This is a genomic window from Bacillus sp. CH_48 (assembly GCF_038008465.1).
GTDB lineage: Bacteria > Bacillota > Bacilli > Bacillales > Bacillaceae_G > Bacillus_A > Bacillus_A thuringiensis_S.
Map to the genome: position 1 here is coordinate 1,855,074 of NZ_JBBOZF010000001.1, position 13,183 is coordinate 1,868,256.

The following is a 13,183-nucleotide window of genomic DNA, read 5'->3' on the forward strand; positions in this document are numbered from 1 at the left end:
GGAATTCCGCATTGAAACGTAGAGTTGCAATTATTGGAATGGTTGTTGCATTTTTAATTGGTGCTGGCGGAATGTTTGCAGGCATGTCTGTATTTGGGGTTAACCCAGCAGAAGTAACGCAAACAATTTCGAGTGGGAATGCTAGCACTGCGCAAGGGAATTTGGCAAAAATTAATGAGGCGTATGCACTAATTGATTCACGTTATGTGGAAGACGTGAAAGATGAAAAGTTAGTTGAAGGTGCAATACAAGGCATGTTGTCTACGCTGAAGGACCCTTATTCCACGTATATGGATAAAGAAACAGCCAAACAGTTTAGTGAATCGCTTGATCCTGAATTAGAGGGGATTGGGGCTGAGGTGAACAAAACGGACGATAAGCTTATTATCGTATCGCCAATTAAAGGTTCACCAGCAGAAAAGATAGGAATTAAACCGAATGACCAAATTTTATCTGTAGATGGAAACAGTGTGAAAGACTTATCACGTGAAGAAGCAGTATTAAAGATCCGTGGTAAAAAAGGAACGACTGTCGCAATTGAAATTAAACGTGCGGGAGTAACTGATCCGATTGTATTTAAAATTAAGCGTGAAAAAATTCCGATCTTTACAGTGTTTAGTTCTGTGAAGCAAGAGAGCGGAAGAGATATCGGTTATATGCAAATCACTTCTTTTGCTGAAAATACAGCGAAGGAATTTAAGGATCAGTTAAAAGAGTTAGAGAAGAAAAATATAAAAGGCTTAGTTATTGACGTGCGTGGTAATCCTGGTGGCTATTTAAATAGTGTAGAAGATATACTGGGAGAAATTATGACGAATAAAAAGCCGATGCTACAAGTAGAGCAGCGAAATGGTGAGAAGAAGAAATTCTCTACGGAACTGAAAGAGAGAAAACCATATCCAATTTCAGTATTAATTGATAATGGAAGTGCTTCTGCTTCAGAGATTTTAGCTGGTGCACTGAAGGAAGGAGAAGGATACGATTTAATTGGTGAAAAGACATTTGGTAAAGGTACTGTCCAGCAAGCTGTTCCATTTAAAGACGGCAGCAACATTAAATTAACGATGTTTAAATGGTTAACACCGGATGGGAACTGGATTCATAAAAAAGGAATCGCGCCAACAGTAGAAGTGAAGCAACCAAATTATTATCATGCGACACCAATTCAAATTGAAAAAACACTTTCATACAATTCAAATGATGTACAAGTAAAACATGCTCAAGAAATGCTTAAGAGCTTAGGATATGTACCAGGTCGTGAAGATGGATACTTTAGTAAAGAGACAGAATCAGCGCTGAAAGCATTCCAAAATGCGAATGAAATGGAAGCGACAGGACAGCTTGATAAAAAGACAGCTGAAGCGATTCAAACTAAAATTATCGAAAAAATCCGTTCTGGAGAAAATGATCTACAATTACAGTCAGCATTAAAATTAATGGCAAAATAAGAAGAAATACAGGCAGTTTGCTGCCTGTATTTTTTTGTGTTAAACAAACGTTTGTTTAGTTATGATAATATAAAAAGAAAGAATGATATAAATGGTGGTGAATGAGTTCGTGGAGTCGTGGATTTTTGAAATAATGCGGGCAGTTGGACGTTTTTTCTTACACCCTGCTGTCTATATATTTGTAATAAGTAGTATCTTCGTTGGATACTTACGTATGTTAAGAGAACGAAAAGATTTTTCTTTTAAAGTTTATGATATTTGGTTTGAACTGCGAACCTCTCTATTTGCAGGGATTGGATACGGATTAGTAGTATCTATTATTACGATTGGGCTTGGACTTGTTGTTTCTAAAGCAAGCTTATGGGCCATTTTAATTTGGACATTACTATTTGGATTAACGGCTATGTATCGATATTTATCAGCGGCTTATACATTTAGCATTGCGATTGTATGTGTTCTATTATCTTCTAAGCTACCAGTTTCCTTCTTACAGCTTCGAGAAGGTGAAGAGAATACCATTGTATCCCTTGCTATTTTGCTAGGCGTTATGCTTATTGTAGAAGGCTTATTGATTTCTAAAAACGCAGTAGGATATTCTACACCGAAGATTAGGAAGGGGAAGCGTGGATTAAAGATTGGTTTACACGAATCAAAGCGTTTATGGATCGTTCCTATTTTTATTCTTGTACCGGGTGATGCGGTAACGCAGTTTATTTCATGGTGGCCTGTCGTTTCAATAGGTTCAAATACATATTCTCTATTTCTCGTTCCATTTTTAATTGGATTTATGAGAAAGATTAAAAGTTATGAGCCGACGGAAGCTTTATTATTTACAGGAAGACGTGTTTATGGGTTAGCAGGACTTGTGCTCGTTTTAGGAATCGCAAGTTACTGGTGGCATGTACTTGCAATTATCGCGATGGGAGTCGCAATGCTTGGGCGTTTCACAATTTCGATGCAAGAGAAAATTACTGATGAAACAAGACCAGCGTATTTTGCTGCACGCAATGATGGGCTCGTTGTACTAGATACAATCCCAAATACAATTGGAGCAGAGCTAAAATTACTACCTGGAGAAATTATTACGAAAGTAAATGGAGTCATTCCAAAAAGCGCCGAGGAATTTTATGATGCGCTTCAAACGAAGACGACAGGAGCATTTTGTAAATTAGAAGTATTAGATACAAATGGTGAGCTTCGTCTTGCACAAACTGCATTATATGCTGGTGGACATCACGAATTAGGTATTGTATTCGTTGAGCAGGAGCATGAGTGGGATTCGGAAGCGATGTAATAGAAGGAATGGTATCACCTTGTGGTGGTACCTTTTTTTGTTTTGGGGGAGGGTAGTTAGTAAATGAAATTTATATCGGCGATTATTTGAATATATCGACTCTCTGGAAAAAATGACAAATACCAAAAATCTTATTTTTAGTTTCATAGACGGATAACTTGAATAATTATTTGATAATGGTTATCATTTAGAGAGTCTTTTTAATTTTGGAAAATGGAGGTAAGATATGCTGCGTAAATTTTTTTCTTACTATAAACCGTATAAAGGTTTATTTATACTCGACTTTTCTTGTGCGGTTGTCGCAGGATTACTAGAACTTGGCTTCCCGCTTATCGTAAATCAATTTATTGATAAGTTATTGCCAGGACAAAACTGGACGCTTATTTTATGGGCTTGTTTCGGTTTACTTGCAGTGTATATATTAAATGCAGGCTTACAATATGTTGTTACATATTGGGGACATATGCTTGGTGTTAACATTGAAACGGATATGAGGCAGAAATTATTTGATCATATTCAAAAGCTATCATTTAGATTTTTTGACAATAATAAAACAGGTCATTTAATTTCACGTCTTACAAACGACTTAATGGAAATTGGGGAAATTGCTCACCATGGACCAGAAGATTTATTTATCGCTATTATGACTTTAGTTGGGGCATTTTCATTTATGATGATGATCAACTGGAAGTTAGCGCTATTAACGTTCTTCGTCATTCCATTCTTATTATGGTTAGCACTTTACTTCAACAAAAAAATGACAGGTACATTTAGACGTTTATTCTCAGACGTTGCTGATTTCAATGCATGTATTGAGAATAATGTTGGTGGTATTCGCGTAGTACAAGCATTCGGAAATGAAAAGTTTGAGAAAGAGCAATTTGCTGTTAACAACGCTCGTTTCCGCACAACGAAATTAATGGCGTATAAAATTATGGCATTAAATTCATCGATTAGTTATATGCTCATGCGTCTCGTAACACTCTTCGTCTTAATATGCGGTACATGGTTTGTTCTGCAAGGTGAATTAACGTACGGTGGATTTATTGGATTCGTTCTATTAACGAATATTTTCTTCCGCCCAATTGAAAAAATTAATGCGGTAATCGAAAGCTATCCGAAAGGGATCGCTGGTTTTAAGAGATATGTAGAGCTTCTTGAAACAGAGCCAGATATTGTAGACTCTAAAGGTGCGATGGAAGTTAAACATGTACATGGTGATATTCAATATAACAACATTACGTTCGGATATGAAAATAAAGAACCGATTTTAAATGACATTAGTTTGAACATACATGCAGGTGAAACGGTTGCGTTCGTTGGACCATCAGGAGCTGGAAAAACAACGTTATGTAGTTTACTCCCACGTTTTTATGAACAATCGTCTGGTTCAATCCAAATTGATGGTATTGATACGAAAGATATGACATTATCTTCACTTCGTAAACAAATTGGAATTGTGCAGCAAGATGTGTTCTTATTCTCAGGAACGATTCGTGAAAATATTGCTTACGGAAATTTAAAGGCGTCAGAAGCTGAAATTTGGCAGGCGGTAAAACGTGCGCAGTTAGAAGACTTAATTTACTCACAACCAGACGGTTTAGATACCGTTATCGGTGAGCGTGGTGTGAAACTTTCTGGTGGACAGAAACAGCGTCTAGCGATTGCTCGTATGTTCTTGAAAAACCCACCAATTTTAATATTAGATGAAGCGACTTCTGCATTAGATACAGAGACGGAACTAGCGATTCAAAAATCGCTTGCAGAACTATCTGTCGGCCGTACAACATTAGTTATCGCTCACAGGCTTGCAACGATTAAAAATGCAGATCGTATCGTCGTTGTAAATAAAGATGGTATTGCAGAACAAGGTTCGCATGAGGAACTAATTGAGCAAGGCGGAGGATACAGCCGATTATACGAAGCTCAGTTCAGTTCATAAATATAATTTCTGCTGAATTAGTGCACCATAAGTAAGTGAAAATCTTATATGGGAGGCTATAAAGCATGATTGTAACAACAACGTCTACAATTCAAGGAAAAGAAATTATTGAGTACATCGATATCGTCAATGGAGAAGCGATTATGGGCGCGAATATCGTTCGTGACCTTTTCGCTTCTGTTCGTGACGTTGTCGGCGGTCGCGCGGGTGCTTATGAAAGTAAATTAAAAGAAGCGCGCGACATCGCAATGGAAGAAATGAAAACTTTCGCAAGACAAAAAAATGCGAATGCAATTGTTGGTATCGACGTGGATTACGAAGTAGTTCGCGAAGGAATGCTAATGGTTGCGGTGAGCGGGACTGCTGTCCGTATATAAAAGTAAAAAGCCGTGCATCAGCACGGCTTTTTACTTTTATATGTCGAAGTTTCAATATTTCTTGGGAAATGCGGAAGGTCCCGTCGATATATAGGGAAGACATTAGAGTACTTCTTTACATTTTTGAATTTGAGTTAATAATTTTGCGTATTCTTGTTCGAGAGATGTGATGTCATCGTTTTTGTCAAACTTATTTCTGTTCGCTATTTTTGAATTTATTATTATACAATTGTGCTTTTGCCAGCGCCTCAGCATCGTTTTGGATTTCATCTAGTCCATTCGCATCCCCAATAATATATCCTTCAAATGATGAACCAACAAAATCAAAGATGTATTGAAACTGAGTGATAAGCGGCAATGCTTTCAGTTTAGGATTGTCTCCGCCAACGATGACAACATACATTTTTTTGCCTTTCATTTTTTCTTTGAAATGAAGAGATGTATCGCGCAAGCTTTGTGACCAACGATCGACGAAGTTTTTCATATGTCCGCTCATTCCGTACCAGTATAGCGGTGTAGCAAAGATAATTGTGTCGTGCTCTAACATGCGTTTCGTTAACTGCTCATAATCATCATTTACAGGTTGGAATCCTTCTGCATCATGACGTTGGTCTGTAATAGGATGGACTGTATGGTCTCGCAAGTGAATTTGTTCTGTTTCAATGCCCTCTATCATTATATGTGTTAAAGCTTCTGTATTTCCGTTTTGTCTTGAACTGCCATGTATAACAAACATGTAATCATCCCTTTTCTTTTGCTTGTTTTAGGAGTGAAACGTGTTTTTGCAAATTTGTTTGGATGTTGGAAAGCAATGAGATTTGCTTTGTTACTTCATTGAGTTTATCTTCATAAAGCGTAAGAATGCTGCTGCACGGATTGTCGTATAGGTGCGGTTCAATTGCAAGGCAACGCAGCATCCTTGCCGTCTCTTCTAAATTTAAGCCAATTTGTAAGTACATTTGAATAAGTTCTACTTTTTCGATGGCACTTTCATTAAAATCACGGTAGCCATTTGCGAGGCGCTTAGAAGGGAGTAGTCCCTTTTCTTCGTAATGTCTTAGTGATCTTTCACTAACGCCAGTTTCTTTTGATAATTCTCCAATTCGCAATGTGTTTCACTCCTTTTACATGTATTGTAAACCTTCACACTAATGTGAAGGTCAATGCTGTTTTTTCGCAAAAGAGTCTACATGATTTAAAAAAACCTGAATGGCTTTAGACGGGATGAAGTATTTGCCGCGCACGATGGAGAATGGACGGATGAGTTGTTCATTTGGAACTTCGACGTGGAATAGCTCTTTTGCCAGTAGCTCTTTTCGTACAGTCCAATCAGAAAGTATAGCGATGCCAAGTCCGGCACTAACTGCTTCCTTAACGCTTTGGATACTACTAAATGTAAAGAATCGTTTCATTTTCAAATGGTGTTGATGAATAAAGCGGTCACTATAAGCGCGTGTACCAGAACCACTTTCTCTTAATACCCATACTTGATCTTGGAGTGTACTTTCATTTATTTCATTTGTGCGGAGCAGTGGATGATTTGGCGGAACGACGAGCTTCATTTCATCTTGCATAAACGTTTCAACGTCAACGTCGGCGAATACGACTTGCCCTTCCACTAAGCCGATATCGATTTGATTAGAGCGAAGGCTTTGTAAAACGTCTTCTGTATTTGAGATAAAGGTATGAACTTCGACGTGTGGATTTTCATTCGCATAGTTAGCCAGTATTTTTGGAAGTAAGTATTCGCCAATTGTGAAACTAGCACCGATGCGAAGAGTTCCTGTTACAACGTTATGTAATTCGTTAATTTCTTGTTTGGCTTCTTCGTAAAGAGAGAGCATTTGCTTTGCATGTATATATAGTATGTTTCCAGCCTCCGTCACTTGGACGTGCTTTGGGGAGCGCTGAATAAGAGTAGTGCCAAATTCGTTTTCTAAGTTGCGTATATGCATACTTACGCCAGGTTGTGAAAGGTTTAATAATTCTGCTGCACGTGAGAAGTGTTTCTGTTCAACGACAGTAACAAATATTTTTAAAATGTCTACGTTCATGTGATGGGCTCCTTTCTTTTTCTATCATCTTATCATAAGTATTTCTGATGATAGAGATTTGGTATTGGTATTAAACTTATTATAGAAACTCTCTTATAATGTAAGTAGAAAGAACATGCATGTTCCAATACGATTATTGGAGTGGTTCAAAGTGGAACAAACACTTGTTATACAAAAGAAGAAGGGCTTTGGATTTTCGCAAGGAATTGGGATTACATTATTAATCGCAATTGCCGCGAAATATTTAGCAGAGCTTCCATTTTTAAATATTATGGGACAATTAGTAATTGCTATTCTAATTGGGATGGTTTGGCGAGCAGCTATCGGAGTTCCACAAGAAGCGATAGCTGGAACGAATTTCGCGAGTAAGAAGTTACTTCGCTTTGGGATCATCTTACTTGGAATGCGATTAAATCTTGTTGATATTGCGAAGGCAGGGCCGAAAGTATTGGTCATCGCTGCGGTTGTTATTGCATTTACGATTTTCGTTGTATATGGACTAACGAAAGTATTTAAAGTAGAAAAGAAACTCGGAATTTTAACAGCGTGTGGAACAGCAATTTGCGGTGCGGCAGCGGTCGTGGCAATTGCACCGCAAGTGAAAGCAAAAGATGACGAAACAGCAGTTGGAGCAGCGATTATCGCAATTTTAGGTACTATATTTACGCTTATTTATACGTTATTATATCCAGTGCTTGGTTTATCTCCATACGGTTACGGTGTATTCTCAGGTGCGACGCTTCACGAAATCGCTCATGTCATCGCAGCTGCGGCGCCAGGAGGAAGCACGGCTGTAGATATCGCAGTTATCGTGAAGCTAACGCGCGTTGCAATGCTTGTGCCAGTAGCGATTTTAATCGGATTATGGTTTGGTAAGAGTGAAGGTAGCGAGGAAAAAAGATCATGGCGCGAACTTCCAATTCCGTGGTTCATCTTCGGGTTTTTAGCAATGAGTGCAGTGCATTCGCTTGGGATTATTCCAGAAGTTGTTGCGGGATACATTGTTGTCATTGCTTATATGCTAATCGCAATGGCGATGGCGGGGCTTGGTTTAAATGTAGAGTTTAAAACGTTCCGTAAGTTAGGAAGTAAAGCATTCGTGGCGGGGCTGATCGGCTCGGTTTGCCTTTCTATTCTTGGATACGTTCTTGTATATGCGTTAGGATTTATGTAGTAGGACGAAGAAGCTGTTCCAAAAGATATTTTGGGACAGCTTCTTTCTTATGCTTATAGTGCTATCGATGTCGATATATTAAAAAAACGCTGATATAAATTGAACTACTCTTGTACTTTGTTAGAGTAGATGTTTAGTGAAATGTTTTTCTAAAATTTGTAAGGATATCTTTACTCGTTACTGGAAAATATTTATAATTTAAGTAAAGATATCTTTACTTTTGAAGGTGGAGCCTATGGGTGTGAAAAATAAAATAAAAGAGTTAAGAAAGCAAAATCATATAACGCAAGTTGAAATGGCAAAGGCGATGCAGGTGACGCGGCAGACGATAGTGGCGATTGAAAATCATCATTACAATCCGAGTCTAGAGTTATCCTTAAAAATCGCCAAGTATTTTGGAGTGAAGGTGGAGGAAATCTTTACGCTGGAGTAAGGGGGAAAGAAAATAAATGATAAGTTTGAGAGATTTCAATTAGATTAAACGTTTAAATATATAAGGATTGGTTTTGGTTTATTAATAAGTATGGCATCGACGAGTGTGTTAGCAACAAAGAATAATAGATAGAAAAAGGGGAACTGGGATGGAATTACCGGTGTTATGTGTCGCTACAGCTATATTTGCGCTTCTTTGGGGAATGCAAAACTTTTCTCGTAATCCAGTGCCAAGTATTTGTATTATGATTGGTACTGTAGGTTTAACGTATTATTTATTAGTATTAGCCCATTATCATAAAACGGCAACGAGTGTTGTTGTTGGAGCACTTATTTTATTTTGTGGGCGCGCCATACAAAAGGGGTTATTTCCATAAAAGCTGTTTATACACTTTGTATAAACAGCTTTTTGTATTTTTTTACAAATTACTTGAAAGTTACGTAACGTCATCTTTTATAATGAAGGGGAAGAGGTGATGGTAGTGATTTCAATACAAGAATTGACGAGAGAAACAGGGGTTACAGTACGTACATTACGTTATTACGATCAAATAGATTTGTTAAAGCCGAGCGGGAAAACAGAAGGTGGGCATCGTTTATATAGTGAAGTTGACGTAATAAGGCTGCAACAAATTTTATTTTTAAAGGAAATGGGATTTTCATTAAAAGAGGCTGCGAATATGTTAGTAAAAGGTGAGCTTAACTTAAAGGATTCTCTTGAAAAACAACTTCGGTTTGTACAGGAAGAACAAAAGAAATTTAATCGAATGGAGCGTGTTTTACAAGCTGTTGTTTATTCGGTAGATGTGGAGGGAGATCTTGATTGGAAAGTTATGTTTGAACTTATTCAGCTTTCGAAACAGTCTCCTCGTATACGTGAAATATTCCAAAATGAAGTGTTTTCAAAGGAAGAACAAAAGTTGCTTCACAATTTGCCGAATATGAGTGAAGAAGATCCGAATGTTTTAGAATGGGTAGATTTATTAAAGCGATTCCGTACTTTTATGAAGGAAGGTAAAGAAGCTGCTAATGATGAGGTACAAGGGGCAACGAAAAAATTAATGCAGAAGTGTTTAGAAATGGCTAATGGTGACGAAGCATTTTTAGATAAGTTATGGGAAGTTAGAAAATCGAAGGAAGATTCACAGAAAATGAGCATGTATCCAATTGAAGAAGAACTTTTAATATATATGGATGAAGCTTTTCATATTTATGATGAAAAGGAGAAGGATAAATGAGTATACTCGCAGAATATCGTTGGTATTTTTTAATTGGGGCAGAAATTGTATTTTGGTTATCAGCTATCGGTTTCTTTTTACTCCGTTACGGATTCCGTTTGAAAAAGGCGAGCTTTATTATGGGGATTGTACTCCTCGTAAATGAAGTGTTTATTTTAACATTAGGGGCAGTGGACTATTATCAAACAGGAAAGTTCTCTAATTTTCAAATCATTACTGTAATTATTTTATTGTATGCAGTTTTCTACGGGAAAAAGGATTTGAAGAAGCTTGATATATTTGCGCAAAAGCTAGTTGCGAAATGGCGTAATGAACCGGCGCCTATTATTGAAGAACAGGTAGAATTAACAGGTATGGCCTATGCAAAGCAGGAAATAAAAAATTGGGTATTACATCTTGTTTTATTCGTTGGTGTGCACATATTCTTTTTCTTCGCGTATGGATTTATTCCATTTGAACAATGGGGTAATTGGTTAGAATCGGGAATCGTTTTAAATAAAGCTGCAAGTCGCGTGAGCCAAGTGTGGGCAATTATATTTTTAGTTGATACAGCGATTTCATTTTCATATGTGGTTTTTCCGAAGAAGGAGAAAGGAAAAGAAAAGCTACTTTCATAGTTGAAAGTAGCTTTTGGGTATACAAATAATTTTTATAGGAGAGGATGACAATAGAAAAAAGAACCAGCTTTATATGTCTATTTCTCTTTAGTTTAGTAGCATGCTCACTATCTAACACTACAATTGATAAGAAGAACGATGTCATTGTAAAGGGAACCAGGATTTCCAATCTAGATAAATTTGAAAATTTCGTTTTGAATGTCGAACAAAGGGAAGTTGATAAAATAAGAATTGTACAGTATACCCTTGAAGGGGACCCGATTTTTCAAACGTTAGAGCATAGTGGGAAAGATATCCTTTATGTGTTAGATAGTAGACAAGACAAATTTGCTGGTGAGGATAAAGGCTTATATAAAGATAGCTGTAAAAGGATTGTTAAAGAGCAGCGTGAATCACAAACGGCTTATAGGTTAATAGACTGTGTGAATGAAAATGGGCGCAATGGATATGACTTAGTATATGTACCTAAAAAATAGAGTTAGTAGAGGAAGGAAGTTTTGACTCCTTCCTTTTTCTATGTGTAGATTGTCGAAAACTTTACCGAATATCTGTTCGTTTTTTTAGGTTTTTTATAGGCATTCGTGGTAAAATAATAATACAGATTTTTATGAGGAGGTCGGATTTTACTTGGAACATCAATTTGAAATTATATCAGCGTATTCCCCGCAAGGTGATCAGCCAGTAGCTATAGAGAAGCTTGTAGAGGGAATTAATAGTGGAAAGAAAAAGCAAGTGTTGCTTGGAGCGACAGGAACGGGTAAGACATTTACGATTTCAAATGTCATTAAAGAAGTGCAAAAGCCAACACTTGTCATGGCTCACAATAAAACGTTAGCAGGACAGCTATATAGTGAGTTGAAAGACTTTTTCCCGAATAATGCAGTTGAGTATTTTGTTAGTTATTACGATTATTATCAGCCGGAAGCGTATGTACCACAAACAGATACGTTTATTGAAAAAGACGCGCAGATTAATGATGAAATTGATAAATTGCGTCACTCAGCAACGTCTGCATTATTTGAACGGGACGATGTAATTATCGTTGCGAGTGTATCGTGTATATATGGTTTAGGTTCTCCTGAAGAATACCGCGAGTTAGTTGTGTCACTTCGAGTTGGTATGGAGAAGGACCGCAATCAATTGCTTCGTGAACTTGTTGATGTACAGTATGGACGTAATGATATTGATTTCAAGCGTGGTACATTCCGTGTGCGCGGAGATGTAGTTGAAATCTTCCCAGCATCACTTGATGAGCATTGTATTCGGATTGAATTTTTCGGCGATGAAATTGATCGTATTCGTGAAGTAAATGCGTTAACAGGTGAAGTATTAGCAGAACGTGATCATGTAGCAATCTTTCCAGCATCTCACTTCGTTACACGTGAAGAGAAAATGAAGGTCGCTATTGAAAATATCGAAAAAGAATTAGAAGAGCGTTTAAAGGAATTAAATGATAACGGTAAGTTGCTAGAAGCACAGCGTATAGAGCAACGTACACGTTATGATTTAGAAATGATGCGCGAGATGGGCTTTTGTTCAGGGATTGAAAACTATTCCCGTCATTTAACACTTCGTCCAGCAGGTGCAACGCCGTATACGTTATTAGATTATTTCCCGAAAGATTTCTTAATCGTTATGGATGAATCGCACGTATCAGTGCCACAAGTAAGAGCGATGTATAACGGTGACCAAGCACGTAAACAAGTGCTTGTGGATCATGGATTCCGTCTGCCATCGGCTCTAGATAATAGACCGCTCATGTTTGATGAGTTTGAAGAAAAAACAAATCAAGTTATTTACGTTTCAGCAACGCCGGGACCGTATGAGTTAGAGCAGTCACCAGAAGTAATAGAACAAATTATTCGTCCAACAGGGCTTTTAGATCCACCAATCGATATACGACCTATTGAAGGTCAAATTGACGATCTATTAGGAGAAATTCAAGATCGTATTGCAAAAAATGAACGTGTACTAATTACGACTTTAACGAAGAAAATGTCAGAGGATTTAACGGATTACTTAAAAGATGTAGGAATTAAAGTGAACTATCTTCACTCTGAAATTAAAACGTTAGAACGTATTGAAATTATCCGTGACCTTCGCCTTGGTAAGTTTGATGTACTTGTCGGTATTAACTTATTACGAGAAGGATTAGATATTCCAGAAGTATCACTTGTAGCGATTTTAGATGCTGATAAGGAAGGGTTCTTGCGTTCAGAACGTTCGTTAATTCAAACGATTGGTCGTGCGGCGCGTAATGAAAACGGCCGCGTTATTATGTACGCAGATCGCATAACGAGATCGATGGGAATTGCAATTGAAGAAACGCAGCGTCGTCGTACTATACAAGAAGCTTACAATGAAGAGCATGGTATCACGCCGAAAACGATTCAAAAAGGTGTTCGTGATGTAATCCGTGCAACGACAGCGGCTGAAGAGACAGAAACATACGAAGCAACTCCTGCTAAGAAAATGACGAAAAAAGAGCGCGAAAAGACAATTGCGAAGATGGAAGCAGAGATGAAAGAAGCAGCAAAAGCGTTAGACTTCGAGCGTGCAGCTGAACTAAGAGATTTACTATTAGAATTAAAAGCGGAAGGGTGAAAA

At 37.6% G+C, this 13,183-nt stretch carries 14 protein-coding genes; 11 read left to right on the forward strand and 3 right to left on the reverse strand.

The genetic code is table 11. The features are described 5' to 3' along the window. The first annotated feature begins 11 nt into the window (after positions 1-11). The 4 genes from N2V92_RS09085 (at position 12) to N2V92_RS09100 (ending at position 5,061) form a co-directional block, all read left to right on the forward strand. Positions 12-1,448: a S41 family peptidase gene (locus N2V92_RS09085; protein ID WP_000830306.1), complete on the forward strand. Its 1,437-nt coding sequence runs from the start codon at positions 12-14 to the stop codon at positions 1,446-1,448. Positions 1,449-1,539: 91 nt separating this feature from the next. Further along, positions 1,540-2,742: a PDZ domain-containing protein gene (locus N2V92_RS09090; RefSeq protein ID WP_000261257.1), complete on the forward strand. Its 1,203-nt coding sequence runs from the start codon at positions 1,540-1,542 to the stop codon at positions 2,740-2,742. 226 nt (positions 2,743-2,968) lie between these two features. Then, positions 2,969-4,684 carry an ABC transporter ATP-binding protein gene (locus N2V92_RS09095; RefSeq protein ID WP_000944606.1) on the forward strand — a complete coding sequence of 572 codons (1,716 nt, stop codon included), beginning with the start codon at positions 2,969-2,971 and terminating at the stop codon, positions 4,682-4,684. A 65-nt stretch (positions 4,685-4,749) separates the two neighbouring features. Then, complete coding sequence (locus N2V92_RS09100) at positions 4,750-5,061, forward strand: heavy metal-binding domain-containing protein (protein WP_000637523.1); 312 nt, start codon at positions 4,750-4,752, stop codon at positions 5,059-5,061. Between the two features lie 190 nt (positions 5,062-5,251). Here N2V92_RS09100 and N2V92_RS09105 read toward each other — a convergent pair whose 3' ends face one another. Genes N2V92_RS09105 through N2V92_RS09115 form a run of 3 tightly spaced genes read right to left on the reverse strand, consistent with a single transcriptional unit; the run spans position 5,252 to position 7,115 of the window. After that, complete coding sequence (locus N2V92_RS09105) at positions 5,252-5,797, reverse strand: flavodoxin family protein (RefSeq protein ID WP_042596630.1); 546 nt, start codon at positions 5,795-5,797, stop codon at positions 5,252-5,254. Between the two features lie 4 nt (positions 5,798-5,801). Further along, entirely contained in the window at positions 5,802-6,170 is a 369-nt protein-coding gene (locus tag N2V92_RS09110) for a MerR family transcriptional regulator (RefSeq protein WP_001219215.1), read from the reverse strand. A gap of 51 nt (positions 6,171-6,221) precedes the next feature. Further along, on the reverse strand, positions 6,222-7,115 hold the full coding sequence (locus N2V92_RS09115) for a LysR family transcriptional regulator (protein ID WP_001100014.1): 894 nt from the start codon (positions 7,113-7,115) through the stop codon (positions 6,222-6,224). 151 nt (positions 7,116-7,266) lie between these two features. Here N2V92_RS09115 and N2V92_RS09120 point away from each other — a divergent pair, with 151 nt between their 5' ends. From N2V92_RS09120 to uvrB, 7 genes are all read left to right on the forward strand, one after another. Beyond that, the gene (locus N2V92_RS09120; RefSeq protein WP_000438421.1) at positions 7,267-8,289 is read left to right on the forward strand and encodes a YeiH family protein; all 1,023 of its coding nucleotides are present in this window, start codon (positions 7,267-7,269) and stop codon (positions 8,287-8,289) included. A gap of 235 nt (positions 8,290-8,524) precedes the next feature. Continuing rightward, positions 8,525-8,722 carry a helix-turn-helix transcriptional regulator gene (locus N2V92_RS09125; protein WP_000538364.1) on the forward strand — a complete coding sequence of 66 codons (198 nt, stop codon included), beginning with the start codon at positions 8,525-8,527 and terminating at the stop codon, positions 8,720-8,722. A gap of 148 nt (positions 8,723-8,870) precedes the next feature. Continuing rightward, positions 8,871-9,098 carry a hypothetical protein gene (locus N2V92_RS09130; RefSeq protein WP_000422656.1) on the forward strand — a complete coding sequence of 76 codons (228 nt, stop codon included), beginning with the start codon at positions 8,871-8,873 and terminating at the stop codon, positions 9,096-9,098. Positions 9,099-9,197: 99 nt separating this feature from the next. Continuing rightward, the gene (locus N2V92_RS09135) at positions 9,198-9,959 is read left to right on the forward strand and encodes a MerR family transcriptional regulator (RefSeq protein WP_042596627.1); all 762 of its coding nucleotides are present in this window, start codon (positions 9,198-9,200) and stop codon (positions 9,957-9,959) included. Then, entirely contained in the window at positions 9,956-10,576 is a 621-nt protein-coding gene (locus N2V92_RS09140) for a hypothetical protein (protein ID WP_000025200.1), read from the forward strand. Before N2V92_RS09135 ends, N2V92_RS09140 begins: the two co-directional genes overlap by 4 nt. Before the next feature lie 44 nt (positions 10,577-10,620). Beyond that, entirely contained in the window at positions 10,621-11,052 is a 432-nt protein-coding gene (locus tag N2V92_RS09145) for a DUF4362 domain-containing protein (protein WP_042596625.1), read from the forward strand. 151 nt (positions 11,053-11,203) lie between these two features. Continuing rightward, positions 11,204-13,180, forward strand: coding sequence for an excinuclease ABC subunit B (uvrB, locus tag N2V92_RS09150; RefSeq protein WP_000400993.1), 1,977 nt, complete (start codon positions 11,204-11,206; stop codon positions 13,178-13,180). The last annotated feature ends 3 nt before the right edge of the window (positions 13,181-13,183 follow it).

Coding starts and splice junctions, on each gene's coding strand:
- N2V92_RS09100 (WP_000637523.1), top strand. CDS start 4,750: ATGATTGTAACAACAACGTCTACAATTCAAGGAAAAGAAATTATTGAG.
- N2V92_RS09145 (WP_042596625.1), top strand. CDS start 10,621: ATGACAATAGAAAAAAGAACCAGCTTTATATGTCTATTTCTCTTTAGT.
- N2V92_RS09090 (WP_000261257.1), top strand. CDS start 1,540: ATGGTGGTGAATGAGTTCGTGGAGTCGTGGATTTTTGAAATAATGCGG.
- N2V92_RS09140 (WP_000025200.1), top strand. CDS start 9,956: ATGAGTATACTCGCAGAATATCGTTGGTATTTTTTAATTGGGGCAGAA.
- N2V92_RS09125 (WP_000538364.1), top strand. CDS start 8,525: ATGGGTGTGAAAAATAAAATAAAAGAGTTAAGAAAGCAAAATCATATA.
- N2V92_RS09105 (WP_042596630.1), bottom strand. CDS start 5,797: ATGTTTGTTATACATGGCAGTTCAAGACAAAACGGAAATACAGAAGCT.
- N2V92_RS09130 (WP_000422656.1), top strand. CDS start 8,871: ATGGAATTACCGGTGTTATGTGTCGCTACAGCTATATTTGCGCTTCTT.
- N2V92_RS09135 (WP_042596627.1), top strand. CDS start 9,198: ATGGTAGTGATTTCAATACAAGAATTGACGAGAGAAACAGGGGTTACA.
- N2V92_RS09095 (WP_000944606.1), top strand. CDS start 2,969: ATGCTGCGTAAATTTTTTTCTTACTATAAACCGTATAAAGGTTTATTT.
- N2V92_RS09115 (WP_001100014.1), bottom strand. CDS start 7,115: ATGAACGTAGACATTTTAAAAATATTTGTTACTGTCGTTGAACAGAAA.